We start from the raw sequence: 26496 nt of genomic DNA, 5'->3' as shown, positions 1-26496 counted from the left end.
CCGCTGACGGCGCATAGGCAAAACTGTCCGACGGCCTCTATGATGGAGGCCATGACGACTTCTGTGCCCTTGCGCTCACCCTGCCCGCCCGGCGCCTGCATTTGCGGGCGCGATCCGTTGCTGGAGACGCCCGGCGCGGATTTGCGCATCCTGCGCCTGACCCGAGAGGAAGAAAAACGCCTGCTCGCTCGCCTCGAAATGCTCAAAGACCTGAATGACCTCAAACATCTGCAACAGCGCATGTTCGAGCAATTGGGGATTCGCGTCGACGTCGCTCCCGGTTTCAACGAAGTGCGCACCATGCGCGGGATCGCTATTCAAATCGACGAGTTACCGGGCCTGTGCCGCAAGACACGTGCAGCGATCCCGGCCGCCATTCGCCGCGGACTGGAAAACCACCCGGAAATCGCCTTCGAATTGCTCAACGCTCACGACTTGCTGCGCGACACCTGATCACTTTTTCAGCCCCAGGCGTTTGCGCATTTCGGCGGTGATGCTCTGGCGGGTTTTCTTCATGTCGGCCCACGGTTCGTCACCGACTTCAACCAGTCGCTGGTGAACGTTATGCACATTCCACTGATTGCCGCCCTTGATCTCGGCGACTTCCTCGCGAAACAGCGGCACCGACACCGGCAAGCCTTCGCGGGTGCGCGCGGCGTAAGCGCAGATAGTGGTGGCGCCCAGACCGTTGCGCAGGTAATCGATAAAGATCCGCCCGACGCGGTTTTTCGGCCCGGACACCGCAGAAAAGCGCTCCGGCAACAGCTTGGCGATATGACTGACGATGGCGTGGCTAAAGTCCTTGACCTCGTCCCAGCCAAGTTTGCGGGTCAGCGGCACCACCAGATGAATCCCCTTGCCGCCACTGGTTTTCAGGAATGCTTTCAACCCCAATTCATCAAGCACGGTCAATGTCAGCGCCGTCGCTTCGACCATGCTTTTCCACGGCAGCGCCGGATCCGGGTCAAGGTCGAGGACGAAGCGATCGGGCTTGTCCAGATCGACCGTGGTGGCGTTCCAGGTGTGCAGTTCGACCGTGCTCATCTGCACCGCGCCGATCAGCGCTTCGGCGTTATTGATCAGCATCACCGGTTGCCCGGTGAGATCTTTGTCCAGCGTGGTGATGCCGGGTATTGCCAGGCGCTCGGCGTTTTTCTGGAAGAACAACTCGCCGGCAATACCGTCTGGAGCGCGCACAAGAGCCACCGGGCGATCCTTGAGCTGCGGCAGGATCCATTCGGCGACGCTGGCGTAATACTCGGCCAGCTGCATCTTGGTGGTGCCGCTGACCGCGTCTATCACCCGATCCGGGTGCGTGATGCGCACCTTGCCGTTGGCCAGTCCGAGCTGTGACGGCGCGGTATCCGGATTGCTCGCCGGGGCTTTTTCCGGCGGTTTTTTCGTGGCTGGTTTCTTCGCTGCAGTCTTCACCGGTTTCGCTCGCTCCTCTGTGATGCCCTTGGCCGGTTTGTCGTCGCGCAAGCCATGGAACACGGCGTGGCGTACCGAACCGTCCTGGGTCATTTCGGCGAATGCGACTTCCGCCAGCAGTTTCGGCTTGAGCCAGTGCACGCCTTTGACCTCGAAGCCGCTGGGTGGATTGACCACCGCCGCCTTCTTCACCTGCAAGGGCTTGAGTTGGGCCAGAATGCTTTTCAACGTCGATTCGTTGAAACCGGTGCCGACCTTGCCGGCATAGCGCAATTCACCGCTGTCGCGGTCATGCAGCCCCAGCAACAACGCGCCGAAGGCACTGCGCGAACCTTTCGGATCGGTGTAACCGACGACCACGAATTCCTGGCGGTGTTTGCACTTGAGCTTGATCCAGTCGCCGCTGCGCCGCGACACATAGGGCGAACCAAGGCGTTTGCCGATCAGGCCTTCCATCTGCATCTGGCAGGCGCTGTTGAGCAGGGCGTCCGGGGTTTCGTCGAAGGCCTCGGAGAAGCGCAACAACGGTTGCTCATGACTGCCGAGCACCGTGGCCAGCGCGGCGCGACGTTCCTCGACCGGCACTTCACGCAGGTCGACACCGTTGAGATACGGCAGATCGAACAGGTAGTAGAGAATGTTGCCGCTGCTTCCAGCTTCAAAAGCATTTTGCAGGGCCTGAAAGTCCGGTACGCCGTTTTCGTTGGCGACAACCATTTCGCCGTCGAGCCACGCCGATTCCAATCCCAGCGCGGCCAAGGCTGCGGCCTGTTGCGGCAACTTGTGCGTCCAGTCGTGACCGTTGCGGGTGAACAGTTGCACCTGGTCATGATCAATCCGCGCCATGATCCGGTAGCCATCGAATTTGATCTCGTAACTCCACTGCCCTTCTGGCGCACTGTCGACCAACGTGGCCAGTTCCGGTTTCAGTTGTGCCGGTAATTTGGCCTTGTGCGCCCCCGTGAGCTTGCCGGTCGCGGCTTTGCGCATCTTGGCCGGGGGCTTTTTCAGCGGTTTGCTGTGCTCGGCGGCCAGTTTCGGCTGGGTAACAAGCGTGCGTTCGCTCAACACGCTGTCGGGTTCAGCGGCCAGTACGTCGTAGTCATCCTGCGGCCGTGCGGCGCTGTCCTGATGCTTGATGAGAAACCACTGTTCTTTTTTGCCGGGCATGTGCGTGCGCACCAGGTTCCAGACACCGCCGAGCTTCTCGCCTTGCAGTTCGAACTTGAGCTTGCCCTTGGCGTAGGCCTTGTGCGGATCTTCCAGCGGAATCCACACGCCACGATCCCAGACGATCACATCACCGGCGCCGTAGTGCCCTTGCGGAATGTTGCCCTCGAACGTTGCGTAATCCAGCGGATGATCCTCGACATGCACCGCCAGCCGCTTGACCTTGGGGTCGAGTGACGGCCCTTTCGGCACCGCCCAGCTTTTCAAGGCGCCATCGAGTTCCAGGCGAAAGTCGTAATGCAGGTGTGAAGCGTCGTGCTTCTGGATGCAGAACTGCAAAGCATGCTCGGCAGCGGTTTTACGTCCCGAGCGCTTGACGGCAGCCGGTTCCGAGGTCGCCGAAAAATCGCGCATGCGGTTGTAGTCGTCGAGGTTCCTGTTCATCGTGCACCTGCCTTGTTTCAGCCCATTCGGGTCACGGTCAGCGCCACCACTGCGATGCGGTCGACCCGTTGATAGCCGGGGTTGAGCAGTTCTTCGCCAAAAACATCCGGGTCGAGTTCGCGGTACGTCCAGCCGAAGCGTTTTTCATCGAGGCGCGGCAGCACGGTGTCGAGAAACGGATCACGACCATCGACCATCGCCACACCGGTGTAGAGAAGCAGCGAGCCACCAGGCGCCAATCGATTCAAGGCCTGTTCGACGATGCGCAGTGACAGTCCTGCCCCCAGCGTCCCGCCACCGTGGCGATAGGCGCGTTCCGCCGGGTCGGCCATGTACGGCGGGTTGGCGACGATCAGGTCGAACTCGCCGTCGACGCCCTGCAACAGATCACTGGCGCGCACTTCAACGTTGGCGACTTCCGCCAGTGCCGCATTGATCGCAGTCAGACGCAACGCCGCAGGGTTGATGTCCAGCGCCAGCACCTCTGCCTCGCGACGGGCGCGGCCGATCAGAATCGCACCGACGCCAGCGCCACAGCCGATGTCCACCGCGCGATGAATCGGCGCGAAGTTCTGCTGCAGGTGGGCGTGGATCAGTTGCGCAAAGCGGTAGGTGTCGGGGCCGAAAAACACCGCGTCAGCGGCCTCGGTGGGAAATGCCGAATGGACGAACAGCAAATCATCCAGGCTCGACCAGCGCACCCGACTCTTCAGCTCACCTTCGTAGGTATCAATGATCTGTGCGTCTTGCAGTTGTCGCTGTTCATCGGCGGACAACAATCCCGGCGCGAACGGACGCGACCAGCCGAACACATCACGCAAAGAGTCGGCCATCTGGCCTTCGTCACGCTGGTTGACCCGTTGATGGGTCAACGGCGTCGGCGTGGTGAACCGATATCCGTCTGCCAACAAGCGCCGGCCCAATTGCAGCAGCACGAGGTCGTTGGGGCAGAGTTGTTCTTCCTGAGTCATCGGCGGTGTCCTTAAGGCAAGCGGGATTTGAGTTCGATAAAACGCCGGGTGGCGAGCAGCCCGGCCGGATGTGCATGGCGGGCCGGGGCGAGCCAGGGGAGCAAAATCGCCATTTGCGCCGAGGCATCCTGACCTTGCAGCGCGGTGTTGAGCGCCTGTACGTCGGGGTCCTGTTCAAGCCCTTCGATGGGCGCTGCGGTCTGACTGTGCCGCCGAACGGGTTTCGCTTTATCCGACGGCGTCCAATCGCCGGCGATCCAGTCGTGCACCAGTTGTTTTTCGTAGGCATTGAACACGCCGAACATCGCCGCACCGTCGCCTGCGATCAGTTGCCAAAAACGGCTGGCCTGCGGGTCTTCGTGGCGTTTGATCCAGCCCTTGTTCTGCAACGCTTGAAGAAATCCGGGCAATTGCTCCGGTGCGGCCAGCCACTGATTGACGGTCTGTCCTTCGAAACGGCAGTAATCGGAATGCATGTGTTGGGCGAATGGGCACTTGCGCTCGAGCATCGCCAGCAATTGCTGCTCAAGGTCGAAGCCTTCAATGATTGCGCGGCTGCCCTGCCCCAGATCGTTGAGCCGATAGCCCAGCGCTACCCGGCGCAGAAACTCAGCGCGATCGGCCTCAAGCGGCAGCAGGTCAAGCGCCGCCTGCACGGCTTTTTGCGCATGGCCGGTGCTGGCGTTGTCGATGGTCACATGGAGGGTGAAATAGTACGGATCGATCCCCAGTTCACTGAGTTCGTAACTGCTGATCAACAGGTGCAAGGGCAGTTGTTCATAGCCGAGGTTGTAGCCGATCACCTCGGGCAGATAGTCAGCACCACAGACACCGAGGGCCAGTTGTATCGCGCCTTGCAGGTAGCGTTCATCGTCGATGGCGCTGCTGTCCTGCAGATCGTGCTCGGCGAGCAATTTCTGGTAAATCACCACGTGGTTCTGCGCCGGATTGCCTTCGCCCAGCTCTTCCAGAAAGGTTCGCAGCAGCCCTTGGAAACGCGGGTCTTGCCAGCGCGGCAATAGACCATAGAGCCAAGCGCCGTCGACCAGTTTGGTCGGTGCCACCGCTTGCAGGAAATACAGCGCCTGCGCCTTGCCACGGAAGAATTGCCGAGGCCCGCCGGCCTTGCGCTGCTGGAGATAGTCGGCGTATTGCCGGGCGACATCGGCGCAATGTTCGGCCACCCAGGCGTGCCACGTTGCCGGGTCTTCAGGCAACGAATCGGTAAGTTGCGCGGCGTGTTGCAGTTGCTCCTGCAAAAACGCCTGCGCAAGGTCCTGGGAATCGTCATTGCGCAACAACGCTTCATAGACCTGCCGCATGTTCCCAGCGGCGTTCATCAGGTGCGGTTGGGCAGGCGCGGCTTGCAGAGGTGTCAGGACAGTCATGGCAAAATTCTCGGTCGGTTGGCAGGGCGCTGTTCCACACGCCTCTACAGCAGCAGAGAGGCGGCGCCTGCGAAAAATTCAATCGACGTGAAAATTGCCCGGACGGACGGCGAAGCAGCTCCTTGACGGAGCTGCGGGTGGTTATGATTTTTTGCCGTTACATCAGGCCTGGCCTTTGGCCTGCTGCTCCAGATGCACCTGCAAATCCGGGTCGATCCGCAAGGCTGCTGCCAGTTCATCCAGATAGCTGCGCTCGGCGTCCTGCTGGTCATCCACGAGGATCACGCTGACCAGATACATTTCAGCGGCCATGGCCGGATCGCCTTTGGCCGCCTGCGCGACTTCGTTGGCGTCCAGCGGTTTCGAGACTTCGTCCTCAAACCATTGCTGCAATTGTGAGTCGTCGGTGTGTTTGCTGATTTCCCCACTGATCATCTGTTGTTCCCGGGCGTCGATCTCACCGTCAGCCTTGGCCGCCGCAATCAAAGCGCGCAACACAGCGTGGCTGTGCTCCTCGACTTCCGGGCCGGCAAGCAGATTGGCCGTCTGCGGGATTTGTTGCGGTGCCGAACTCGCCTGGCTGCGTTGCCACGCCTGATACGCCTGGAACGCCATCATGCCCAGCGACGCCAGCGCCGCATAATTGGTCCCGCCGGAACGACTTTGCGTACTGCCCGCGCCGCCCAGCGCCCCACCCAAAGCGCCGCCAAGACCACCACCGGCACCGCCGCCGAGCAAACCACCGAGCAAGCCGCCCAAGCCGCCAAGTCCACCGGCAGATCCGCCGCCGCTGGCCGCGCCCGAGCCGCCACCGAGCAGTCCACCCAGCAACCCACCCAAACCACCCAAACCATCGCCGGCAGACGCTGAAGATTGTTGGCCGGTCGAGGCCTGGCCTCGCAGCAGTTTTTCGAGCAAATCGCTGGTGTTCATGACGTTATCCTCAGGCATTGGCAGTGACTGCGTCTGGCAACGATAGACCCCTTAAGCCATAGCGCCAGCACCGTTTGGCTGACGCTCGAAGCCCTGACGGATTTCGCCCGCGTATTTTTTCGCCGGCCAGCTAAGATTGATCAGTGGTGAACCTTATCCCGGCCAGACCGGTCGATAGCTGCAACCCCGACCCGGTTTGCCGGCGCCCTGCTACTCAAGGGTGATACCCGGCTTGCTTCACTTTCTGGAGAACGCCCCCGTGATATCGACCGTACACATCGCCAGGCTCAAAGCATGGGGCGCCCATGGTTTTACCGCGACTGGCGTGGTCACAGCCTTCCTGGCCACCCTCGCCCTGCTGGAAAACCAGCCGACCCATTGCCTGATGTGGCTGGGCGTGGCGCTGATTGTCGACGGCCTCGACGGCGCACTGGCGCGCAAGGTCAACGTGCAGTCGGTGCTGCCAAGCTTCGATGGCTCGATCCTTGATCTGGTGATCGATTACCTGACGTATGTGTTCATTCCGGCGCTGTTCATCTATCGCTACATTCCGCTGCCGGATTACACCCTGCTGCTGACCGTGTCGCTGATTCTGGTGTCCTCGTTGTTCTGCTTCTGCAACGTCAATATGAAGAGCAAGGACAACTACTTTGTCGGGTTTCCGGCGGCGTGGAATGTGGTCGCCCTGTGCCTGTACATCATCGGACCGGGACCGTGGATCACTTTTCTGACGGTTATCGGTTTGGCGCTGTTGACCGTGACGCGGATGAAGTTCCTGCACCCGTTTCGGGTACGCCGGTTCATGCCGATCAACATTGCAGTGACGGCGATCTGGCTGCTATGCAGTCTGTCGCTGGTGCTCAACCATCCGGTGATCAACCCGTTGGTGATGGGGTTGTGGTTGCTGATGTCGGCGTACTTTCTGGGGATCTGCATCTGGCGCACGGCGCTGGAGTGGTTTGATCGGCCGCAGGTGAAATAGGCTCAACTACCAAAATACCTACCCCTGTGGGAGCGAGCCTGCTCGCGAAGACGGAGTGTCAGACAACATTTTTGTTGAATGACACAGCGCTTTCGCGAGCAGGCTCACTCCTACAGGGGTCGCAATAGATTCGAAAGTCGGGGGTGAATCAGCGCTTGGTGATCACCACCTCCAGATACTCGCTCGGCACCACCAGCGAACCCTCTCCCGCCCGATTCAACCGATTTAGCAAATCCGCCAGATCACTCTCCAGCGCCTGCCCGCTCTCCGGCGGTAATGCCGCAAAGGCCTTATGCACCGGCCCATACCAATGGCGGAAAATATCAATAAAATGCGCGGCCGAGCGATAGCGAAAATTGAAATCGCGCCGTGTCACACGCAGCAGAAAATCACGGTCATCGAAATGTTTGTGCAGCCAGGCATCGGAGCCCCAATTCGAGGGCGGCTGGGCGCCGGCAGGCGGCGGCAGATGACGGCTGAGCGTCTTGAACATCTGCCCAACAAAACCTTCCGGCGTCCAGTTGGCCAGACCTATCCGCCCACCACGGCGACAAACCCGCCCCAGCTCGGCCGCAGCCGTGTCCTGATCCGGCGCGAACATCACACCAAAGGTCGACAGCACCGCGTCGTAACTCTCATCGGCGAACGGCAGTGCCTCAGCATCGGCAACCTGAAACGTCACGTCCAGATGCTCTGCTCGGGCCCGATCCTGGCCGCGCTCCAACAAAGCCGCAACGTAGTCGGTCGAGGTGACCTGGCAGCCACGGCGCGCCGCCGCCAGCGTCGCATTACCGTTGCCGGCAGCGACATCCAGCACCTCTTCATCGCAACGCAGGTCACAGGCTTCGGCAAGGTTTTCGCCGACGATTTGTAACGTCGTACCAATCACGGCGTAGTCGCCACTGGCCCAGGCGACTTTCTGGCGTTCTTTCAAGGCAGTCAGATCAATCGGGGTACTCATAAGAGTGAACTCCGCTGCGGGTGGGGTCGGTGATCATTCGGCCGTCGTCGGATCGATGACCGTCATCACTCGCGCCACACTGTTGGCAGGAAATCCTCCAAGCCTGGCGTGTTCGCGTACCTGCTCTTCGTCAGGCGCGATGTACACGCAATAGATCTTGTCAGCGGTGACATAACTCTGCAGCCACTGCACTTGCGGACCGAGTTCGCGCAAGACATCACAGGACGTTTTCGACACAGCTTTGAGTTCTGCTTCCGACAGCTTCCCGGCCCCTGGAATCTCGCGTTCAATCACGAATTTCGGCATGGCAACCTCGCGCTCTTGTTATGGGGCAAGGCCGGCAGTGACCCTGCTCAAGCACTATCGCGCCGAGACCGCTCGGCGTCCCTGCCAATCGTCTGGCAACCCTGTAAAACCGGGGGTTTGCCGATGAGCGGTGGAAATCTGTAAAGCGTCTGGAACACCTTGAAGATTGCCAACGTTCGAGGATTGGTTTCTGATGCCCGCTCGCTTCTGGAACGGACTCTACCGATGTCACTGAAACTCGATTGGCTCGCGCATCACATGCACCACAGCGACCGTTATGCTCAATGGATCCACCAGCAATTCCCCTACGAATACATCGACCAACCGCTGGCTGAATGGCAGCGTGAATTTGCCGAGGGCCAAGGCAATGGCGACTGGTCTTGCCTGATCGCCATGGACGGTGAACATCTGGTCGGCGGCGCGGCGCTAGCACGCGATGACCTCGCCTTGCGCCCCAATCTCGGACCTTGGCTAGCCTGCGTGTTCGTCAGCCCTGAAGCACGCGGGCAAGGGTTGGCGGAACGCTTGATTGCAGGGATTTGTCAGGAGGCAAAAGACTGCGGCTTTGCGCGTTTGTATCTGCATACGCAGAGCAAGCAGGACTACTACGCCAAGCGCGGCTGGCAGGTCCTGGAGCGTTTTTGCGCCTGGGACAACGAGCAATGGCTCATGGTCCGCGACCTCTGAGCCATTGGTTTTGCTGATCAAATCGCAGGCGCCTTAGCCTCCTCCAGCAAATGCTGGATCATCTGCTCCTGCGCCTCGTAGCGACCTTCGCCGAAGTGGCTGTAACGCACCTGCCCCTTGGCGTCGATCAGGTAATGCGCCGGCCAGTACTGGTTGTCGAAGTTGCGCCAGATCGCGTAGTTGTTGTCGATGGCCACCGGGTAGGTGATGCCGAGCTTTTTCACCTGATCCTTGACGTTCTCGATGATCCGCTCGTAGCCGTATTCCGGGGTGTGCACGCCGATCACCACGAGGCCGTCCTTCTCGTACTTCTTCGCCCAGTCCTTGACGTACGGCAGGGTGTGCTGGCAGTTGATGCAGTCGTAGGTCCAAAAGTCCACAAGCACCACTTTGCCGCGCAGGGCGTCTGCGTTCAGTTCTGGTGAATTCAACCATTGCACGGCGCCAGCGAGTGACGGCATCGCGCCTTTGCCCTCCTCCATCGGCGAGTCCGCGCGGACTTTGCTGACAAAGTAGTCGACCACTTTCGGCACGTTTTCCAACACGCGTTTTTCGACACTGGCGACGCCTTCGGAGGAGGTGTTGGCCAACAAGGTTTTATCGAAGCCGGTGGCAATCACCGCTGTCGTCGCCAGTACCGCAACCCCGGCACCACGACGCAACCAACCGGTGAACGGGATCGACGGTTTCAAACGGTTGACCAACCCGCGCCCGGTGAAGATCAACGTGCCCAGCGACAATGCACTGCCGGCGCCGTAGGCCAGCAGCAACAGGCTGGTCTGCGCGTTGGCGCCTTGCAGCATGGCACCGGTGAGAATCACCCCGAGAATCGGTCCCGCGCACGGTGCCCAAAGCAGTCCAGTGGCCACGCCGAGCATGACCGAACCCATCGGCCCGGCCTTTTTCCGGGTGTCCGGGTCCAGACGATTGCCGAGCATCACGAAGGGGCGTGTCAGCCAGCCGCCGATGCGCGCCGAGGTCAGCGACAGGGCGAACACGCTCATCACGATCAGCGCGACGTAACGGCCACTGTTGCTGGCCTGGATCACCCATTCGCTGCTGACCACGGCGAGGCTGGAGATCAGCGCGAAAGTCAGGGCCATGCCGCCGAGGGTCAACAGTATCGAAGCGCGACTGCGTTGGGCGCCGGCAAACAGAAACGGCACCACCGGCAGGATGCAGGGGCTGAGCACGGTCAGCAGACCACCGAGAAATGCGATGAGGTACATAGTGAGTCACCCTTGATCAATGATTGTGGCGAGCCGTTCAGACGCTCTGGCTTTCCAGCCATTGGCTCTGCGGCGTACGGCTGGCGCCGTTCTCGGCGAACATCTGCCCTTGTGGCGTGCGGCTGGAGCCGTCCGCTGCAATCAGGCCGTCGCTGCCCTGCTGGGCCCCCGGCGTCAGTTGGAAGCAGGTGCTGCTGTGGCAGCTATGCTGTTCAACCGCAGCGTTGGCATGGGCGGCGACGCCGGCCAGGGAGAAAGCGATGGCGGTGAAAAAGCGCGCGACGTTGTTCATGGTGTTGTTCCTTCTATAAAGAGTTGGCTTGGTTGCCGTTGATGACTCAGTTGTCGTTGTTGCAGCCGTCGGCAAATTTGCTGTAATCGAGTACGCGGGTTTTGCCTGCAGAATCGAGGTAGGTCATGCGCGCCTCGACGATGCCGCAGGACACCGAGTTGTCCTGTTTCAGCGAGATCACTTTCTGGATATCCAGGTGGGTGCCGTAGGTGTAGGTTTGCGCGGTAACAGCGGCTTCGGCCCGGGCCGAGAGCGTGCAGATGTTCAGGGCGGCAAACAGGCAGGCGGCGATTACGGATTTGTTGTTCATGGCGTGTTCCTCAAGGCTTCAGTGGGGTTTGAGCCGAGGCGATCTGTGTGGGCCTCGATGGAGCCTATTTGAGGCTCGCGAGGTATCGCGTCTGTGTCAGGAACTGGCGCGTTTCAATCGCTGTGTATCCTTGCCATCGGGGGATACACAGCGATACAAAACCCTGGAAAAATCGCGTTTTTGCGTTCCCGTGTATCCGCCGATACGGCAGATACACTGCAATACAAAGGCAGGCAGGCGGGCCACCGCAGGCTCGATACACTGCACGGCAGTCCCTTTTGATAGAGGTTTGCACCGATGGATCATGTCGATCACATTCTCATCGTCGACGACGACCGCGAGATCCGTGAACTGGTGGGCAACTACCTGAAGAAAAACGGCCTGCGCACCACGGTGGTCGCCGATGGCCGGCAGATGCGCAGCTTTCTCGAGGCCAACACCGTCGACCTGATCGTGCTCGACATCATGATGCCCGGCGACGATGGCCTGCAGCTGTGCCGCGAATTGCGGGTGGGCAAACACAAGGCCACGCCAGTATTGATGCTGACCGCGCGCAACGATGAAACCGACCGCATCATCGGCCTCGAAATGGGCGCCGACGACTACCTGACCAAACCATTCGCCGCCCGCGAATTGCTCGCGCGGATCAACGCCGTGCTGCGCCGCACGCGCATGCTGCCGCCGAATCTGGTGGTCACCGAGGCCGGTCGGTTGCTGGCCTTCGGTCGTTGGCAACTGGACACCTCGGCCCGTCACCTGCTCGACAAGGACGGCACCATGGTCGCCCTCAGCGGCGCCGAATATCGATTGCTGCGGGTGTTTCTCGATCACCCACAACGGGTGCTCAGCCGCGACCAACTGCTCAATCTGACCCAGGGTCGTGATGCCGATCTGTTTGACCGCTCGATCGACTTGCTGGTTAGCCGTTTGCGTCAGCGCCTGCTGGATGATGCGCGCGAGCCGGCCTACATAAAGACCGTGCGCAGCGAAGGTTACGTGTTCTCACTGCCGGTCGAGATTCTCGGGGCCCCGGCATGAGCGTCAATCTGCACTGGCCGCGCACCCTCGCCTCGCGCCTGTCGCTGATTTTCCTGATCGGCCTGTTGCTCGCTCAGGCGCTGTCGTTCGGTGCGCAGTATTACGAGCGTTACCAAAGCGCCAAGAACACCATGCTCGGCAATCTGGAAACCGACGTCTCGACCTCGATTGCGATCCTTGATCGCTTGCCTGCCGAAGAGCGCCCTGCCTGGCTCGAGCGTCTGGCGCGAAAAAATTATGGCTACCTGTTGAGCGAAGGCGAACCGGGCACACCGATCGAGGCCAGTGATGTGCCGGTGGCGGTCACCTCGATCACCGAAGCCATTGGTGAACGCTATCCGCTGACCTTCACCGATATTCCCGGGCCGAAGAAACACTTTCAGGGTCATCTGCGCCTGAGCGACGGCAGCCCGGTGACCATCGACGTGCACCCCGCCATGGTCCCGTTGTCACCCTGGTTGCCGGTAGTACTGCTCGGCCAATTGGCGCTGATGCTCGTCTGCACCTGGCTGGCGGTGCGCATTGCGGTTCGCCCCCTGACCCGGCTGGCTAACGCGGTGGAAACACTCGACCCCAACGCCCACCCGATCAACCTCGACGAAAGCGGCCCGAACGAAGTGGTCTACGCAGCACGGGCGTTCAACACGATGCAGGCGCGCATTGCCGCTTATCTCAAGGAACGCATGCAACTGCTGGCGGCGATTTCCCATGACCTGCAAACCCCGATCACGCGGATGAAACTGCGCGCCGAACTCATGGACGATTGCACCGAGAAAGACAAACTGTGGAATGACCTCAGCGAGATGGAACACCTGGTGCGCGAAGGCGTGGCGTATGCGCGCAGCATCCATGGTTCGACCGAAGAAAGCCGCCGCACCAACATGGATTCCTTCCTCGAAAGCCTGGTGTTCGACTATCAGGACATGGGCAAGCAGGTGCAACTGGTCGGCAAGAGTGCGGCGGTCATCGACACCCGTCCTCATGCGTTGCGCCGGGTGCTGGTGAACCTGACCGACAACGCACTGAAATTCGCCGGCGCCGCCGAAGTCTGGGTCGAAGCCAACAAAGGCAACCTGGCGATCACCGTCATGGACCGCGGCCCGGGCATCGCCGACGCCGAACTGGCGCAGGTGCTGCAACCGTTCTACCGCGTGGAAAACTCGCGCAATCGCGATACCGGCGGCACCGGGCTGGGACTGGCGATCGCCCAGCAACTGGCCATGGCGCTCGGTGGTTCGCTGACGTTGAGCAATCGCGAGGGTGGCGGGCTGTGCGCTGAACTGAAGCTGCCGCTGCATCCATAAACGCTTTAACGGCGCCTGTTTAAACGCTACGCACCAATACCGGTCGGTAGCCTGCACACCGCCGCGCCAATGCCTACAACTTCATCAGAATCCACTGACTGTGCGCCTTGGCTGATGCGCTTATGGTTGTGTTGCCCGTTTCGCACTGTTCACCATTGGTCGCCACTGTCAGATCTGACAGTAGCAAGTCAGCGCCGGGCTACGGTTCCATGACAATTGGCCCAACCTGTCGAGGCGCAACATGACTCTGCTCGAATCCGTTACCCACGTGTGTACGCGCCTGGCGCCTGGCGGCTGGCATTCACTGATGCTCGCCCACGGCCTGGACTTGCTGGCTGAACCGCTGGCGGCGGAACTGCACAAGCCCCTGAAAATCGACCGGTCAATACCCGGATTTACTGATTTCGCAACGACCGGCAGGCGGGCGATCGAGGCAGGCGCACCGGCGCACAGCCTGCTGTATCACGCGCTGGCCTCGCCAAACGTGCTCAGCGATAAAAACGGCCAGACATTACAGCTGTTCCCCACTGCCGCCGAGATCGAGACCGTGCTCGACTATGTCTACAGCGTCAGTCCGCCCACGCTCGACAGCCTGCGCCACAAAGCCCGGGGCGCGCCGTTGGCGGTGGTCGCGTTTGCCAGTGAATATCGCTGCGCCGCCGACACCGTGCATGGCCGGCATGCCGACCTGTGCTTCTCGCGTACCGGAATCGCCCGCGTCGGCACCGCCCCCCCGTGCTATGACGCAACGCTGCGCAGTTTCCTGCCCTTCGTCGACGATGATCCGCACGGCATCCGGGTGATGCCAGTGCGCTACAGCGCCTACATTGCCGTGCAACTCAAGGGCGATGCCGAGCGCTTCGGGCCGATGGATTTTCAGATGGACCTCGACCCCGGACTGGATTTCTGGGTGCCCGTGCACAAGCTGTTCAATGGTTCGCAGTGCCTGGAGGGTCTGAACCTGACGGTGACGCTGGGCAACCACCAGATCAACGAAAAACTGCGGCATGTCCATTTGCGCCACAGCGGCACCGGTTGGCAGGAACCGCAGATCAGCCAGCCACCCTTCGTCGTCACGGAAAATCTTGCGCATTGGGCCTCGAGTGTAGATCTCGGCCCCGGTCTGCTGGTGCCTGAAGCCAGAGCCCGGCTGGTGGCGCCCGTCGAATATCAGGGGCAGCCCTTGTCCTTTATGCTGCCGGCCAATACCGGCGGCATGGTGCACGGACGTCATCGGGTCGAAGCGGATGGCAGCATCGAAGACCTGAACGAGCATGAAGGTGTAGAGGCGTTGGTGCGTCAGGGCGGTTATCGCGCCTTGCATTATCAGGACGGCACTGCCGATGGCTGGGTGTTGCCACGCTGCCCGATGCTGGAAAACCATTTGCCGGCCATCGCGGCCTATTCGCTGATCGGCCCCCCGGACTTCTATCCGTTATGCAGTCAACGCAAGCTGTTGCACTGGGTCAGCGACGAACCAGCGTTACCAAGTGCCGGTCTCTGGCACGCCCGACTTGAAGCGCTCTCCAACGTACGCTACTGCGCCAACCTCGATCTGCAGGATCGACTGTTCTCCCCGACTGACCGAGGGGTGAGCGCCATCGTTGCCCTCGCCGATCAAACCGACACGGTGCAATCCACTGCCCCGCTACCACCGTCATCGCGGCCGACCTCGCTGCCCGACGGCGCCGCCGGGGTGTTCGGGCCTGGCTGGGAGGTCGGCTGGGTTCGCCAGCGCACGGCAGACGACGAGTGGACCAACGTCCTCGCCGGCTATCAGATGGCCAGCCCGTTTCCCGAGGATGCGAAGATCTGCGCAGCGCTAGGTTCTTTCTGGCCCGGCGTGGCACCGGATTCGGCACGGGTATTTGAGCCGCGCTCGACGCTGCACAGCATCATTCCCCTGACCGATGAAGAAATCGGCATGGGCGGCCTGGCCTGGGATAATCAGCGCGGCCCTCAACTCATCACTCAAGACGATCGGCTGATCGTCCAGTACCACGCGTACGCCCATGCCGATTACACACAGGTGGCCCTCGATGGCCAGTTCTCCCTGAGCACGACCGGCCACACTGCGCAAACCGTGTATCAGCAGCGCGTGCGCTCGATGTATCGCGTGTACCGTGCGCTCGGCGCCGCCAGCGATAAACCCATGCGCAATGCCTGGCCACTGTTGTCGTTCGTTGACGTGCAGCGGCCGAACGCGGAACTGGACAGCGCGCAGGCGCAAGCCGGGCAACTCCTCGACGGCTGGGTGCAGCGCTTTTTGCTGTACAAGCGCGGCGCCGTGCAGATCCCTGCAAGTGATTTCAGGTTGCGCCACGTCGAAGTCGAAGAGCTGGTGATCTTGCTGCTCAGCGCCGATGCAATCCTGATCAAACGCGACACCCTGCCATGGCGGGTCGCCCATGAAACATTTTGATGTTGTGGTCGTCGGCGCCGGCCCTGCGGGCTGCGCAACGGCAATCAGTTGCGCCCGTCACGGGCTGCGCGTGGCCTTGATCGAACGGCAGGCGTTCCCCCGGTTTCGCCCCGGCGAAAGCCTGCATCCGGGCATCGAACCGCTGCTACGACAACTGGGGGTCGCCGAGCAGCTATGTGGCCGCGCGGCACGGCGCTTTGACGGCCACTGGGTGCACTGGAACGGTGTGCCGCGCTTCAATGCCTTTGGCGCCGATGATCGCGGCGCCTGGCAGGGCTTTCATTTGGAGCGGGCGCAACTGGACGCGACGTTACTGGCGCAAGCGGCGACGTTGGGGGTGGAGATCAGTCAGCCCTGCCGGGCACGGCGAGTGCTGACTCAGGCCAGTCGGGTGATCGGCGTGGAGACCGACAGCGCACGCCTTTACGCGACCTGCCTGATCGATGCCAGTGGCGCTTGCGACTGGCTCGCTCGCCAACTCGGTCTGCCGGTTCGCCACTGTTCACCGCCGCTGGTGGCGCGTTACGGCTATTTGCAAGGTCACAGCGCAACCTATGCAACAACCGCGCACTTGCTGGCCGATCCTGACGGATGGACCTGGATCGCCCAGGTTGAGCCGCAGTTGCTGCACTGGACGCACCTGACGTTCGAGAACAACAGGCGCTCGACGAGGCTTCCCGAGGCCCTGCAAGCTTTGCCAGCCGTAGGGCGGATACGCGGCGCCGATGTAACCTGGCGCATCATCCCGGCCGTCACCGGTGCTGGCTATTTTCTGGTGGGCGATGCCGCCAACCGGCTCGACCCGGCGTCCTCCCACGGCGTGCTCAAAGCGTTGATGAGCGGTATGCAAGCCGCGCAAGCCGTAGCGGATTGTTTGCTCCAACCGGCCTTGCAAACAGCGGCGCAGGCGCAATATCGCCAATGGCTGAACGCAGGATTTGCACGCGATGTGGCGCACCTGCGCGACTTCTATCGTCTGCATCCCTGCCCGCCGTCGTGGCTGCCTGCGGCATGACTTACAGGACGCTGGCGAGCACGCCCTCTTGGTGAAACTGCCGCAACAACGCCGATCCGCTGTCCATGAACGTTTCGGTGTCGGCCACCCCTGCTTCTACTGCCAGATCTTGCAATTGCTGGCGGCCATCAAGGTCAGGAAACGCTTCAATGCGCTGTAACAGGCGCCAGGCCAGCGGGCTCAGCTCGGAAAACTGCACATTCCAGTCTGCCGTGCGCCGCACCAGCAACAGCGTCGGATGCGCCGGCGGTGTGGCGGGCTGATGGTTCGGATCAAGTGCATGCACCGGCCACACATACGCCAATGGCCAGGCCAGTGCCGAGATCTGCAGCGGACGCTCCAGCAACAGCGCCGGATCGCTTGGCGGCAGCGCCTGAGCATCGGACTGCTGCAAGATCATCTCGACCCATTCGTAATGCGCCAGCTCCAGCAGAAACGCCGGCCACTCGCCATCGCGCAACACCTGCGGTGGCGACGCGAGATAGTCGAGAAACGTTTCGGCAATCTCTCCAAACTTTGGGGTCTGCGCCCGCCACTCGCGCAAAAAGCCTCGTACCAGCAGGCCCCAGCGTTGTTCCCCGATGATCCGGATCAACACCGGAAACGTGCCGCTCAACAATTGCGAAACGTTGTTGAACACCAGATCGCGATAAACGTTGACCCGCGCCACGTTCATGTCGGCCGGTGGCGATTGATGTTCAGGATCGCGCAAATACCGGGTCAGCGCCTGTTGTTGCAGTATCAGGTTATCCATGAGGGCGACCTCCGGCTTGCAGTTGGCGAATGGTATGCAACTCAGCGACCAGTTCGGAAAATGCCGGGAAATTGAAATCCCGCTCAAGCAGCGTTGGCTGCGCGCCAAACCGCCTGTAAGCCTCCGCCAGCAGAGACCACACGACCGGTTTGACTGAGGCACCATGGGTGTCGATTTTCAGCGTATCGGACTCATCGAAATGACCCGCCACATGCATCCCGACCACCCTGTCCGGCTCGATACCGGCGAGGAAGGTTTGCGGATCGAAGCCGTGGTTGATCGCGTTGACATAGACATTGTTGACGTCCAGCAGCAGGTCGCAATCGGCCTCGCGCAGTACGGCATTGGTGAAGCTCACCTCGTCCATGTCCTGGCGCGGGGCGGCATAGTAGGAGACGTTTTCCACGGCCAGGCGCCGGCCGAGAATGTCCTGAGCCTGACTGATCCGCGCGGCAACGTGCTGCACCGCTTCTTCGGTGAACGGCAACGGCAGCAAGTCATACAGATGCCCGTCATCGCTGCAGTAACTCAGGTGCTCGCTGTACAGCGGCACGTTGTAATGGTCGAGAAACACCCGGACCTCCTGCAAGAATCCGACATCCAGCGGCGCCGACCCGCCCAGCGACAGCGACAAGCCGTGACAGGACAACGGATAGCGCTCGGCCAGTTCACGTAACGCCGCACCGTGCGCGCCGCCTACTCCGATCCAGTTTTCCGGGGCGACTTCGAGAAAGTCGAAGGCGCCGCCACGGGCAGCCTGCAGGTCTTTCAGCAGACCACGGCGCAGGCCGAGGCCAACACTGGGTGGCATTGATGAGGGCGGCGTATGCATGGGATGTACCTCAGCAGTGGGTTTGCCACATTTGAGCCGCCGGATGTATTGCGGTTGTGTGCAGATGACCGGGCATTTGCAGCCCTGTGTGTCCCACCATCACGGCGATACACAGTGATACAGATTCTCTGCCGATCAATATTGTGGGAGCGAGCCTGCTCGCGAAAGCGTCAGCACTGCCAATACCAGAATTGCCTGAAATGCCGCCTTCGCGAGCAGGCTCGCTCCCACAGGTTTTCGTTGCTCACAAATACAGCGCCGCTCCCGGACCGGGGCTAGACTCCTTTATTACCCAGTCGAGGGGGACGCAGGACGTCAGCCGTGCCCTGCCCAACTCCGTGACCACCGCCCGGTGGCGCACGCCTCGACCCTCGACGCCGCCGGACCGTGATCCTGTTTCAGGAGCACACATGATGGATGAGGCGAAGCTCAACGAATTCATGGGCAAACTGGTCAACGACATGGGCGGCGCGGCGATGCTGGCCAATGTCATCGTCGGCGAAGAGCTCGGGCTGTACCGGGCAATGGCCGACAGTCAGGCGATCAGTGCCGATGCCCTCGCCGCCAAAACTACCTGCAACCCGCGTCTGGTTCGTGAATGGCTCAGCGCCCACGTGGCGTCCGGCTACATGGAACACCACGACGGCCAGTTCCGTTTACCCGAAGAGCAAGCGCTGGCCCTGGCCGTCGAAGACTCGCCGGTCTACGTCGCTGGCGGCCTCGGGGTGGTGGCGTCGTTTTTTCACGACAAGGACAAGCTGGTCAAAGCCATGCGCGGCAACGGCGCTTTGTCCTGGGGCGATCACCACCCGTGTATGTTCACCGGTACCGAGCGGTTCTTCCGGCCCGGCTACAAAGGTCACCTGATTGCCGAATGGCTGCCGGCACTGGACGGCGTGGTGGCCAAGCTTGAGCACGGCGCGAACGTCGCCGATATCGGCTGCGGTCACGGCGCCTCGACCGTGATCATGGCCCAGGCGTTTCCCAACTCGCGTTTCGTCGGCTATGACTATCACGCGCCCTCGATCACCGTCGCCACCCAGCGCGCCGAGGAAGGTGGCGTCAGCAGCCGGGCGAAGTTCTTTCAGGGTTCGGCGAAAAGCTACCCCGGCGACGACTACGACCTGATCTGCTATTTCGACTGCCTGCACGACATGGGCGATCCGGTCGGTGCCGCCCGTCACGCCTATAACTCGCTGAAAGACGATGGCACGGTGTTGCTGGTCGAGCCGTTCGCCAACGACACACTGGACGACAACATCACCCCGGTTGGACGGCTGTTCTACGCAGCCTCGACGTTTATCTGCACCCCCAACTCGCTGTCGCAGGAAGTCGGCCTGGGCCTGGGGGCGCAGGCCGGGGAAGTGCGTCTGCGCAAAGTATTCGCCGAGGCCGGTTTCAAGCAGTTCCGCCGAGCCACACAAACGCCGTTCAACCTGATTCTGGAGGCACGTAAATAATCCGCTTTTAAAACTGTGGCGTGGGAGCTTGCGCCCTCGCCACCAAGGTTGGTGCTAACCTGCGCGCACTGCCCACTTCGGAGCGCTGACCATGCTCGACAACCCGACCCGCGAACACCTCGATACGCTGCAAGAGGTGATGGCTGATGGCGATTTCCTCGTGCTGACCGGAGCCGGCATCAGCACGCCGTCGGGCATTCCGGATTACCGCGACAGCGACGGTGTGCGCCGTGGCCGGCAGCCGATGATGTACCAGGAGTTCCTCGCCGCCCCCGAGTCGCGCCGCCGCTACTGGGCGCGGGCCATGCTGGGTTGGCCGAGGGTGCGTCAGGCGCAGCCGAATGCAGCGCACCAAGCGTTGGCCGGATTGCAGCGCCATGGGCTGATCCACGCCTTGATCACCCAGAACGTCGATACCCTGCACGATCAAGCCGGCAGTCACGATGTGATCGAACTGCACGGCAGCCTGCATCGCGTCCTCTGCCTGGACTGCGGCCAGCGCAGTGAGCGCGATTCGATTCAACAATTAATGGAAATGCACAACCCGTATCTGGCCGGGGTCGATGCAGTCCAGGCGCCGGATGGCGACACCCTGCTCGACCCGGCCTTCGAAGCGCGCTTTCAGGTGCCGCGCTGCCCGCATTGCGCTGGCGAGCGGATGAAACCGGACGTGGTGTTTTTCGGCGAGAACGTCGCGCAGCCCACGGCGGCAAGGGCGATGGCGGCGGCAGAGAATGCAGCGGGGATGTTGGTGGTGGGGTCTTCGTTGATGGCGTACTCGGCGTTTCGCCTGTGCCGGGTGATTGCCGATCGTGGCAAGCCGTTGATTGCGATCAATCTGGGCAAGACCCGCGCGGATGACTTGCTGGATTTGAAGATTGAAGCGTCGTGTGAACAGCTTTTGCCGTTGTTGGTTGAAGTGCTGGATCGGTGAGTTGCTGCACTTTGTGCTCGACTCCGGACCCAAGCCCCTCACCCTAGCCCTCTCCCAAGGGAGAGGGAACTGACCGAGTTGTCAGGACTTAATACTGCGACCTGAAAATTTCGAGCCGAACCCATTTTTTGAAATGCCCCCGATCAGCTCCCTTCCCCCTCGCCCCCTCTGGGGGAGAGGGTTGGGGTGAGGGGGTAGATCTCACAGTCGCCCCAGATCTTCGGCCTTGAGAATATCGAACAACGCCTGCGCCGCCGCCGACAGTTCATTGCCCGGCTCAGTCAGCACGCCGATAGCCCGCTCCACCGAGTCATCCAGGGTCAGGCAGTGGGCGCCGAGTTCCTGCATCTGCTCGGCGCACAACGCCGGCACAGCACTGACGCCCAGACCACTGGCGACCATCCGCCCGACCGTGGCCAGTTGATGGCTTTCAAATTCCACCGGCAACTTCATGCCTCGCGCCTGCAGGTGCTCTTCGAGCATCACTCGCACCGTCGAAGGCCGCTGCAAGGTGATGAACGGCTCCTGCAATAACGTCTGCCAATCGATCTCGCCGCGCTGCGCCAGTGGCGAATCCTTCGACACCACCGCGACGAAGCGATCCACGTACAACGGCGTAAACGTCATCGAAGTGTTTTGCATCGGCTCGAACGCCACGCCCAGTTCCACCTGACGGTCACGGACCATTTCCAGCACTTGCTCATTGATCACGTCATTGACCGTGACGTTGACGTTCGGGTAGCGCGCACGAAACGTCTTGAGGATCGGCGGCAGCAGGTTGCCGGCAAACGACGGCATCGCCGCCAGCGTCACCCGCCCGCGCTGCAAGCTGAAGCGTTGGCGCATTTCGTCTTCGGCGTTATCCCAGTCGGCGATCAGCCGCCGCGCCAGCGGCAGCAAGGATTCACCTTCCGCAGTCAGCGCGACATTGCGTGTGTTACGGCTGAACAGGCGACCGCCCAGGCCCTCTTCCAGCGCTTTGATGGTCAGGCTCAAGGCTGATTGCGACAGGTGCAGACGCTCGCAGGCCACGGCGAAGCTCAGGCTCTGTGCCACAGCGAGGAAGGCGCGGATCTGTTTGATGGTCATACTCGCTTCGCTCCAGTTGTAAGCTACAAGCGTTAAGCGGCGAGCCATGATGATCGTTCCCACGCTCCTGCGTGGGAACGCAGCCCGTGACGCTCCGCGTCACTGGACGCGGAGCGTCCCTAGAGGCATTACCACGCGGAGCGTGGGAACGATCAAAGCAGCACGCCATAACGCGATTATTGAGTTTTATCTATTAATCAACCTTAAAAATCAACTTAACAAATATATCCTCCAGCGAGACACTCCAACCATTCGGCTAGCCAGCCGCCCGCAAATAATAAAAGAGGTGCATATGGCAGGTTTCGACAAGCGCGTGAGTTCCTACGAGGAAGCCCTGGCCGGGCTTGAGGACGGCATGACCGTTATCGCCGGCGGCTTCGGTCTGTGCGGCATTCCGGAAAACCTGATCGCCGAGATCAAACGCAAAGGCACCCGCGACCTCACCGTCGTTTCCAACAACTGCGGCGTCGACGGTTTTGGCCTCGGTGTGCTGCTCACCGATCGTCAGATCAGCAAAGTCATCGCCTCCTACGTCGGCGAAAACAAGCTGTTCGAAGAACAACTGCTCAAAGGCGACATCGAAGTCATCCTGACCCCGCAAGGCACCCTCGCCGAGAAGATGCGCGCAGGCGGCGCCGGCATTCCGGCCTTCTTCACCGCCACCGGCGTCGGCACCCCGGTCGCCGAAGGCAAGGAAGTACGCGAATTCAAAGGTCGTAAGTACCTGATGGAAGAATCCATCACCGGCGACTTCGCCATTGTCAAAGGCTGGAAAGCCGACCATTTCGGTAACGTCATCTACCGTCACACCGCGCAGAACTTCAACCCGCTGGCGGCTACCGCCGGCAAGATCACCGTGGTTGAAGTCGAAGAAATCGTCGAACCCGGCGAACTCGACCCCTCGCAGATCCACACCCCGGGCATCTACGTCGATCGGGTCATTTGCGGCACGTTCGAAAAACGCATCGAACAGCGCACCATCCGCAAATAATTCAGGCTGACGGAGAATAAAACCATGGCACTTACCCGCGAACAAATGGCTCAGCGCGTCGCCCGCGAAATGCAGGACGGCTTTTATGTGAACCTCGGCATCGGCATTCCGACCCTGGTCGCCAACTACATTCCCGAAGGCATGGAAGTCATGCTGCAATCGGAAAACGGCCTGCTCGGCATGGGTCCGTTCCCGACCGAAGACACTATCGATGCCGACATGATCAACGCCGGCAAACAAACGGTGACTGCGCGTATCGGCGCGTCGATCTTCAACTCCGCCGAATCGTTCGCGATGATCCGTGGCGGTCATGTCGACCTGACCGTGCTCGGCGCGTTCGAAGTGGACGTCGAAGGCAACATCGCCTCGTGGATGATCCCCGGCAAACTGGTCAAGGGCATGGGCGGTGCGATGGATCTGGTGGCCGGCGCCGACAATATCATCGTGATCATGACCCACGCCTCCAAGGATGGTGAGTCGAAACTGCTATCCAAGTGCAGCCTGCCGCTGACCGGCGCCGGTTGCATCAAGCGCGTGTTGACCGACCTCGCCTATCTGGAAATCGAAAATGGCGCTTTTGTCCTCAAGGAACGCGCACCTGGCGTCAGCGTCGAGGAAATCGTCGCCAAAACCGCTGGTAAACTGATCGTCCCGGATCACGTACCGGAAATGCAGTTCGCTGCCCAGTGAGGAACTCGAAAATGCAAGACGTCGTAATTGTTGCCGCCACGCGCACCGCGATCGGCAGTTTCCAGGGCTCCCTGGCCAGCGTGTCCGCGGTTGATCTGGGCGCGGCGGTGATCCGCCAGTTGCTCGAACAAACCGGTCTGGACGGTGCGCAGGTCGATGAAGTGATCATGGGCCAGGTACTGACCGCCGGCGCAGGCCAGAACCCGGCGCGTCAGGCCGCGATCAAGGCCGGCTTGCCCCATGCCGTGCCAGCAATGACCCTGAACAAGGTTTGCGGTTCGGGCCTCAAAGCCCTGCATCTGGGTGCGCAAGCGATCCGTTGCGGCGACGCTGACGTGATCATCGCCGGCGGCCAGGAAAACATGAGCCTGTCCAACTACGTCATGCCGGGCGCACGCACCGGTCTGCGTATGGGCCACGCGCAAATCGTCGACACCATGATCAGCGATGGCCTGTGGGATGCGTTCAACGATTACCACATGGGCATCACTGCCGAGAACCTCGTCGACAAATACGAGATCAGCCGCGAACAGCAGGACGCCTTCGCCGCAGCCTCGCAGCAGAAAGCCGCCGCCGCGATTGAGGCCGGTCGTTTTGTCGATGAGATCACGCCGATCCTGATCCCGCAGCGCAAAGGCGATCCGGTTGCCTTCAAGGTTGATGAACAGCCGCGTGGCGACACCACTGCCGAATCCCTGGCGAAACTGCGCCCGGCATTTAAAAAGGACGGCAGCGTCACGGCCGGCAACGCTTCGTCGCTGAATGACGGCGCCGCTGCGGTCATCCTGATGAGCGCCGAGAAAGCCAAAGCCCTCGGTCTGCCGGTTCTGGCGAAAATCGCTGCCTACGCCAACGCAGGTGTTGATCCTGCAATCATGGGCATCGGCCCGGTTTCGGCCACCCGCCGCTGCCTCGACAAGGCCGGCTGGAACATCGGCCAGCTCGATCTCATTGAGGCCAACGAAGCCTTCGCTGCGCAATCGCTGGCGGTGGCCAAGGATCTGCAATGGGATCTGGACAAGGTCAACGTCAACGGCGGCGCCATCGCGTTGGGCCATCCGATCGGTGCATCGGGTTGCCGCGTGCTGGTGACCCTGCTGCATGAAATGATCAAGCGTGATGCGAAAAAGGGTCTGGCGACCCTGTGCATCGGTGGCGGTCAGGGTGTGGCGCTGGCGCTGGAACGCGCATAACCAGAGTTCAACAGTGAATGGCGGATCCACGACATCCGCCGCTTGCTGGCAACAAAAACCCGGTGCGACTTGCGTTGCACCGGGTGTTTTTTTGCCTGTTGGAAATGTGCGTTGAGTGTTCCGGCGCCTTCGCGAGCAGGCTCGCTCCCACAGGGAATGCATTTCAGAATGTGGGAGCGACGGTGCGACGATTCGACCTGCTCGCGAAGAGGCCCGCCCGGCCAGCGAAAATCTAAGGCTTGCGCAACAAATACGTATCCATGATCCACCCATGCTCGGCCCGCGCCGCCTTGCGCACCCGCTCGATCTCATCCGCAACATCCGCCAGCCTGCCGCTGATCAAAATCTCGTCCGGTGTGCCCAAGTAGGCGCCCCAGTAAATCTCGGTATCCTGATCGGCCACTCGGTGATACGAATCTTCAGCATCGAGCATCACCACCAGACTGTCCGCATCACTCACCTGCCCTGCCGCCAAACGCCGCCCGGTGGTGATTTCGATGGAACGACCGATGGTGTTCAACGGCACCTTGTGCTGCGCCGCCAACGCCTGAACGCTGGTGATCCCGGGGATCACCTCAAACTCGAAGGCACACGCGCCCGAGGCCAGAATCGTCTGGAGGATACGCACGGTGCTGTCGTACAGCGCCGGGTCACCCCACACCAGGAACCCGCCACACTGACCGTCAGACAATTGGTCATTGATCAGGCGTTCGAAGGTCTGCTGCTTGGCGCGGTTCAGCTCATCGACACTGGCGGCGTAGTCGACACCGCCGCGTTCGCGCTCCGGACTGTGGGCCTCGACGAAGCGGTAGTCAGGATTGTCGATATAGCGCTCACAAATCTCGCGACGCAGGTCGATCAGCTTGTCCTTGCTCTGGCCTTTGTCCATCAGAAAGAACACGTCGACCCGATTCAACGCCTTCACCGCCTGCATCGTGATGTAGTCGGGATTGCCGGCACCGATGCCGATCACCAGCAGTTGTTTCATCACAAAGCTCCTTTAAGACACAGGCGCCAGCGCCCGGTGAAGCGCAGTTCGAGCAGCGACAACGGTTCGACATCGATGTCATGCAACGCCGAACCGCGCAGCACATGGATCAGTGCAGCGCGGATGACAAACGGATGCGTCACCGCCACGACATGTCCCGAAGTGCCTTGCAGGTTAGCTAGCCAAATCGCCACGCGCTGGCATAACTGCGCCACTGACTCACCGTCATGCGGAGTGGCGTGGGGATCGTCCAGCCAGGCCTGCAGCGCGGCGTCTTCCGAGGCTTGCAGGGCTTTGATCGACTGGCCATGCCAGCGTCCCCAGTCACAATCGCGCAGCGCCTCATCAATCTGCGCATCCGAGCCAAACCATGCCGCTGTCTGGCGCGTGCGCAACTCCGGCGCGCAAATCAAGCGTCGCGCGGCGTCGAAACGCTGGGCCAATTCGCCCGGTGTCAGCCGGCTATTTTCAACAGGTTCATTCGTAGGAAAACACGCCAATTTCTGTGCGACGGTTCGCGCATGGCAAATCAATGTCAAACGAGTGGTCTGCACAGGGATCGCTCCGGTGGGCCTTCATGAAAATCAGCGGCGCAAAGCCGTTGTGTCGGCAATTGTGCCGTAAACCGAGGGTTGCAGGGTTGTTGGATCGCCCCGGCATGTGCGGACAAAAGCAAAAATAC

Annotated in this window: 26 protein-coding genes; 12 read left to right on the top strand and 14 right to left on the bottom strand. The window is 61.1% G+C overall.

Features of this window, described 5'->3' with window-relative positions:
- The first annotated feature begins 51 nt into the window (after positions 1–51).
- The gene (locus ACOYXH_RS08110) at positions 52–453 is read left to right on the top strand and encodes a hypothetical protein (RefSeq protein WP_175559657.1); all 402 of its coding nucleotides are present in this window, start codon (positions 52–54) and stop codon (positions 451–453) included.
- On the opposite strand, the gene ligD is transcribed toward ACOYXH_RS08110, so the two are convergent.
- The 4 genes from ligD to ACOYXH_RS08090 all read right to left on the bottom strand — a co-directional run bounded on the left by ligD (position 454) and on the right by ACOYXH_RS08090 (position 6337).
- Positions 454–3045, bottom strand: coding sequence for a DNA ligase D (ligD, locus tag ACOYXH_RS08105; protein ID WP_460410492.1), 2592 nt, complete (start codon positions 3043–3045; stop codon positions 454–456).
- A 17-nt stretch (positions 3046–3062) separates the two neighbouring features.
- Positions 3063–4016: a methyltransferase gene (locus ACOYXH_RS08100; RefSeq protein WP_095047493.1), complete on the bottom strand. Its 954-nt coding sequence runs from the start codon at positions 4014–4016 to the stop codon at positions 3063–3065.
- Between the two features lie 11 nt (positions 4017–4027).
- Positions 4028–5404, bottom strand: coding sequence for an iron-containing redox enzyme family protein (locus ACOYXH_RS08095; RefSeq protein WP_095047494.1), 1377 nt, complete (start codon positions 5402–5404; stop codon positions 4028–4030).
- A gap of 162 nt (positions 5405–5566) precedes the next feature.
- Positions 5567–6337: a tellurite resistance TerB family protein gene (locus tag ACOYXH_RS08090; protein WP_095047495.1), complete on the bottom strand. Its 771-nt coding sequence runs from the start codon at positions 6335–6337 to the stop codon at positions 5567–5569.
- Positions 6338–6596: 259 nt separating this feature from the next.
- Here ACOYXH_RS08090 and pcsA point away from each other — a divergent pair, with 259 nt between their 5' ends.
- Complete coding sequence (pcsA, locus tag ACOYXH_RS08085) at positions 6597–7319, top strand: phosphatidylcholine synthase (RefSeq protein ID WP_007919592.1); 723 nt, start codon at positions 6597–6599, stop codon at positions 7317–7319.
- Between the two features lie 148 nt (positions 7320–7467).
- Here pcsA and ACOYXH_RS08080 read toward each other — a convergent pair whose 3' ends face one another.
- Together ACOYXH_RS08080 and ACOYXH_RS08075 are read right to left on the bottom strand one after the other, a co-directional pair.
- On the bottom strand, positions 7468–8280 hold the full coding sequence (locus tag ACOYXH_RS08080) for a class I SAM-dependent methyltransferase (RefSeq protein ID WP_095047496.1): 813 nt from the start codon (positions 8278–8280) through the stop codon (positions 7468–7470).
- A gap of 33 nt (positions 8281–8313) precedes the next feature.
- Positions 8314–8586 (bottom strand): DUF4242 domain-containing protein, encoded by a 273-nt coding sequence (locus ACOYXH_RS08075; protein WP_095047497.1) that lies wholly within the window; start codon positions 8584–8586, stop codon positions 8314–8316.
- 225 nt (positions 8587–8811) lie between these two features.
- Here ACOYXH_RS08075 and ACOYXH_RS08070 point away from each other — a divergent pair, with 225 nt between their 5' ends.
- On the top strand, positions 8812–9273 hold the full coding sequence (locus tag ACOYXH_RS08070) for a GNAT family N-acetyltransferase (protein ID WP_460410491.1): 462 nt from the start codon (positions 8812–8814) through the stop codon (positions 9271–9273).
- Between the two features lie 17 nt (positions 9274–9290).
- Here ACOYXH_RS08070 and ACOYXH_RS08065 read toward each other — a convergent pair whose 3' ends face one another.
- The 3 genes from ACOYXH_RS08065 to ACOYXH_RS08055 are packed head-to-tail and all read right to left on the bottom strand — an operon-like array spanning position 9291 to position 11104.
- Positions 9291–10502: a cytochrome c biogenesis protein DipZ gene (locus ACOYXH_RS08065; protein WP_460410490.1), complete on the bottom strand. Its 1212-nt coding sequence runs from the start codon at positions 10500–10502 to the stop codon at positions 9291–9293.
- A 37-nt stretch (positions 10503–10539) separates the two neighbouring features.
- Positions 10540–10794 (bottom strand): hypothetical protein, encoded by a 255-nt coding sequence (locus ACOYXH_RS08060; protein ID WP_095047500.1) that lies wholly within the window; start codon positions 10792–10794, stop codon positions 10540–10542.
- 46 nt (positions 10795–10840) lie between these two features.
- Positions 10841–11104 carry a DUF2790 domain-containing protein gene (locus tag ACOYXH_RS08055; protein ID WP_236431798.1) on the bottom strand — a complete coding sequence of 88 codons (264 nt, stop codon included), beginning with the start codon at positions 11102–11104 and terminating at the stop codon, positions 10841–10843.
- A 297-nt stretch (positions 11105–11401) separates the two neighbouring features.
- Here ACOYXH_RS08055 and ACOYXH_RS08050 point away from each other — a divergent pair, with 297 nt between their 5' ends.
- The 4 genes from ACOYXH_RS08050 to ACOYXH_RS08035 all read left to right on the top strand — a co-directional run bounded on the left by ACOYXH_RS08050 (position 11402) and on the right by ACOYXH_RS08035 (position 16883).
- On the top strand, positions 11402–12142 hold the full coding sequence (locus ACOYXH_RS08050) for a response regulator (protein WP_007919579.1): 741 nt from the start codon (positions 11402–11404) through the stop codon (positions 12140–12142).
- The gene (locus ACOYXH_RS08045; protein ID WP_460410489.1) at positions 12139–13446 is read left to right on the top strand and encodes a sensor histidine kinase; all 1308 of its coding nucleotides are present in this window, start codon (positions 12139–12141) and stop codon (positions 13444–13446) included. Before ACOYXH_RS08050 ends, ACOYXH_RS08045 begins: the two co-directional genes overlap by 4 nt.
- Positions 13447–13687: 241 nt before the next feature.
- Complete coding sequence (locus tag ACOYXH_RS08040; RefSeq protein WP_460410488.1) at positions 13688–15868, top strand: hypothetical protein; 2181 nt, start codon at positions 13688–13690, stop codon at positions 15866–15868.
- Positions 15855–16883 (top strand): NAD(P)/FAD-dependent oxidoreductase, encoded by a 1029-nt coding sequence (locus ACOYXH_RS08035; RefSeq protein WP_095047504.1) that lies wholly within the window; start codon positions 15855–15857, stop codon positions 16881–16883. Before ACOYXH_RS08040 ends, ACOYXH_RS08035 begins: the two co-directional genes overlap by 14 nt.
- 1 nt (position 16884) lies before the next feature.
- On the opposite strand, the gene ACOYXH_RS08030 is transcribed toward ACOYXH_RS08035, so the two are convergent.
- Together ACOYXH_RS08030 and ACOYXH_RS08025 are read right to left on the bottom strand one after the other, a co-directional pair.
- Positions 16885–17637: an HvfC family RiPP maturation protein gene (locus tag ACOYXH_RS08030; RefSeq protein ID WP_220558567.1), complete on the bottom strand. Its 753-nt coding sequence runs from the start codon at positions 17635–17637 to the stop codon at positions 16885–16887.
- Positions 17630–18469, bottom strand: a complete 840-nt coding sequence (locus ACOYXH_RS08025; protein WP_095047506.1) for an HvfB family MNIO-type RiPP peptide maturase — start codon at positions 18467–18469, stop codon at positions 17630–17632. Before ACOYXH_RS08025 ends, ACOYXH_RS08030 begins: the two co-directional genes overlap by 8 nt.
- Positions 18470–18882: 413 nt before the next feature.
- Here ACOYXH_RS08025 and ACOYXH_RS08020 point away from each other — a divergent pair, with 413 nt between their 5' ends.
- Together ACOYXH_RS08020 and ACOYXH_RS08015 are read left to right on the top strand one after the other, a co-directional pair.
- A complete protein-coding gene (locus ACOYXH_RS08020; RefSeq protein ID WP_460410863.1) occupies positions 18883–19929 on the top strand; it encodes a class I SAM-dependent methyltransferase in 1047 nt (348 codons plus the stop codon).
- Between the two features lie 91 nt (positions 19930–20020).
- Positions 20021–20863 (top strand): NAD-dependent protein deacetylase, encoded by an 843-nt coding sequence (locus tag ACOYXH_RS08015; RefSeq protein WP_095124725.1) that lies wholly within the window; start codon positions 20021–20023, stop codon positions 20861–20863.
- 201 nt (positions 20864–21064) lie between these two features.
- Here the strand turns inward: ACOYXH_RS08015 and ACOYXH_RS08010 are convergent, their stop codons facing one another.
- A complete protein-coding gene (locus ACOYXH_RS08010) occupies positions 21065–21952 on the bottom strand; it encodes a LysR family transcriptional regulator (protein ID WP_095124726.1) in 888 nt (295 codons plus the stop codon).
- A 292-nt stretch (positions 21953–22244) separates the two neighbouring features.
- On the opposite strand from ACOYXH_RS08010, the gene ACOYXH_RS08005 reads away from it, so the two are divergent.
- The 3 genes from ACOYXH_RS08005 to ACOYXH_RS07995 are packed head-to-tail and all read left to right on the top strand — an operon-like array spanning position 22245 to position 24826.
- On the top strand, positions 22245–22943 hold the full coding sequence (locus tag ACOYXH_RS08005) for a CoA transferase subunit A (protein WP_016983257.1): 699 nt from the start codon (positions 22245–22247) through the stop codon (positions 22941–22943).
- A 24-nt stretch (positions 22944–22967) separates the two neighbouring features.
- Positions 22968–23633, top strand: a complete 666-nt coding sequence (locus ACOYXH_RS08000; RefSeq protein ID WP_093439005.1) for a CoA transferase subunit B — start codon at positions 22968–22970, stop codon at positions 23631–23633.
- A gap of 11 nt (positions 23634–23644) precedes the next feature.
- Entirely contained in the window at positions 23645–24826 is a 1182-nt protein-coding gene (locus ACOYXH_RS07995) for an acetyl-CoA C-acetyltransferase (protein WP_095047509.1), read from the top strand.
- 232 nt (positions 24827–25058) lie between these two features.
- Here ACOYXH_RS07995 and cobF read toward each other — a convergent pair whose 3' ends face one another.
- Together cobF and ACOYXH_RS07985 are read right to left on the bottom strand one after the other, a co-directional pair.
- Positions 25059–25814, bottom strand: coding sequence for a precorrin-6A synthase (deacetylating) (gene cobF / locus ACOYXH_RS07990; protein ID WP_095124727.1), 756 nt, complete (start codon positions 25812–25814; stop codon positions 25059–25061).
- Positions 25814–26368: a histidine phosphatase family protein gene (locus ACOYXH_RS07985; RefSeq protein ID WP_460410487.1), complete on the bottom strand. Its 555-nt coding sequence runs from the start codon at positions 26366–26368 to the stop codon at positions 25814–25816. Before ACOYXH_RS07985 ends, cobF begins: the two co-directional genes overlap by 1 nt.
- Positions 26369–26496 lie beyond the last annotated feature (128 nt).

This window comes from Pseudomonas sp. Mb7, from assembly GCF_054790525.1.
This window is presented reverse-complemented; position numbering and strand designations above follow the sequence as displayed.

Excerpts from the sequence above, each read along its gene's own strand:
- ACOYXH_RS08110 (WP_175559657.1), top strand. The coding sequence starts at position 52 with ATGACGACTTCTGTGCCCTTGCGCTCACCCTGCCCGCCCGGCGCCTGC.
- ligD (WP_460410492.1), bottom strand. The coding sequence starts at position 3,045 with ATGAACAGGAACCTCGACGACTACAACCGCATGCGCGATTTTTCGGCG.
- ACOYXH_RS08100 (WP_095047493.1), bottom strand. The coding sequence starts at position 4,016 with ATGACTCAGGAAGAACAACTCTGCCCCAACGACCTCGTGCTGCTGCAA.
- ACOYXH_RS08095 (WP_095047494.1), bottom strand. The coding sequence starts at position 5,404 with ATGACTGTCCTGACACCTCTGCAAGCCGCGCCTGCCCAACCGCACCTG.
- ACOYXH_RS08090 (WP_095047495.1), bottom strand. The coding sequence starts at position 6,337 with ATGAACACCAGCGATTTGCTCGAAAAACTGCTGCGAGGCCAGGCCTCG.
- ACOYXH_RS08080 (WP_095047496.1), bottom strand. The coding sequence starts at position 8,280 with ATGAGTACCCCGATTGATCTGACTGCCTTGAAAGAACGCCAGAAAGTC.
- ACOYXH_RS08075 (WP_095047497.1), bottom strand. The coding sequence starts at position 8,586 with ATGCCGAAATTCGTGATTGAACGCGAGATTCCAGGGGCCGGGAAGCTG.
- ACOYXH_RS08070 (WP_460410491.1), top strand. The coding sequence starts at position 8,812 with ATGTCACTGAAACTCGATTGGCTCGCGCATCACATGCACCACAGCGAC.
- ACOYXH_RS08065 (WP_460410490.1), bottom strand. The coding sequence starts at position 10,502 with ATGTACCTCATCGCATTTCTCGGTGGTCTGCTGACCGTGCTCAGCCCC.
- ACOYXH_RS08060 (WP_095047500.1), bottom strand. The coding sequence starts at position 10,794 with ATGAACAACGTCGCGCGCTTTTTCACCGCCATCGCTTTCTCCCTGGCC.
- ACOYXH_RS08055 (WP_236431798.1), bottom strand. The coding sequence starts at position 11,104 with ATGAACAACAAATCCGTAATCGCCGCCTGCCTGTTTGCCGCCCTGAAC.
- ACOYXH_RS08050 (WP_007919579.1), top strand. The coding sequence starts at position 11,402 with ATGGATCATGTCGATCACATTCTCATCGTCGACGACGACCGCGAGATC.
- ACOYXH_RS08045 (WP_460410489.1), top strand. The coding sequence starts at position 12,139 with ATGAGCGTCAATCTGCACTGGCCGCGCACCCTCGCCTCGCGCCTGTCG.
- ACOYXH_RS08040 (WP_460410488.1), top strand. The coding sequence starts at position 13,688 with ATGACTCTGCTCGAATCCGTTACCCACGTGTGTACGCGCCTGGCGCCT.
- ACOYXH_RS08035 (WP_095047504.1), top strand. The coding sequence starts at position 15,855 with ATGAAACATTTTGATGTTGTGGTCGTCGGCGCCGGCCCTGCGGGCTGC.
- ACOYXH_RS08030 (WP_220558567.1), bottom strand. The coding sequence starts at position 17,637 with ATGGATAACCTGATACTGCAACAACAGGCGCTGACCCGGTATTTGCGC.
- ACOYXH_RS08025 (WP_095047506.1), bottom strand. The coding sequence starts at position 18,469 with ATGCATACGCCGCCCTCATCAATGCCACCCAGTGTTGGCCTCGGCCTG.
- ACOYXH_RS08020 (WP_460410863.1), top strand. The coding sequence starts at position 18,883 with ATGGATGAGGCGAAGCTCAACGAATTCATGGGCAAACTGGTCAACGAC.
- ACOYXH_RS08015 (WP_095124725.1), top strand. The coding sequence starts at position 20,021 with ATGCTCGACAACCCGACCCGCGAACACCTCGATACGCTGCAAGAGGTG.
- ACOYXH_RS08010 (WP_095124726.1), bottom strand. The coding sequence starts at position 21,952 with ATGACCATCAAACAGATCCGCGCCTTCCTCGCTGTGGCACAGAGCCTG.
- ACOYXH_RS08005 (WP_016983257.1), top strand. The coding sequence starts at position 22,245 with ATGGCAGGTTTCGACAAGCGCGTGAGTTCCTACGAGGAAGCCCTGGCC.
- ACOYXH_RS08000 (WP_093439005.1), top strand. The coding sequence starts at position 22,968 with ATGGCACTTACCCGCGAACAAATGGCTCAGCGCGTCGCCCGCGAAATG.
- ACOYXH_RS07995 (WP_095047509.1), top strand. The coding sequence starts at position 23,645 with ATGCAAGACGTCGTAATTGTTGCCGCCACGCGCACCGCGATCGGCAGT.
- cobF (WP_095124727.1), bottom strand. The coding sequence starts at position 25,814 with ATGAAACAACTGCTGGTGATCGGCATCGGTGCCGGCAATCCCGACTAC.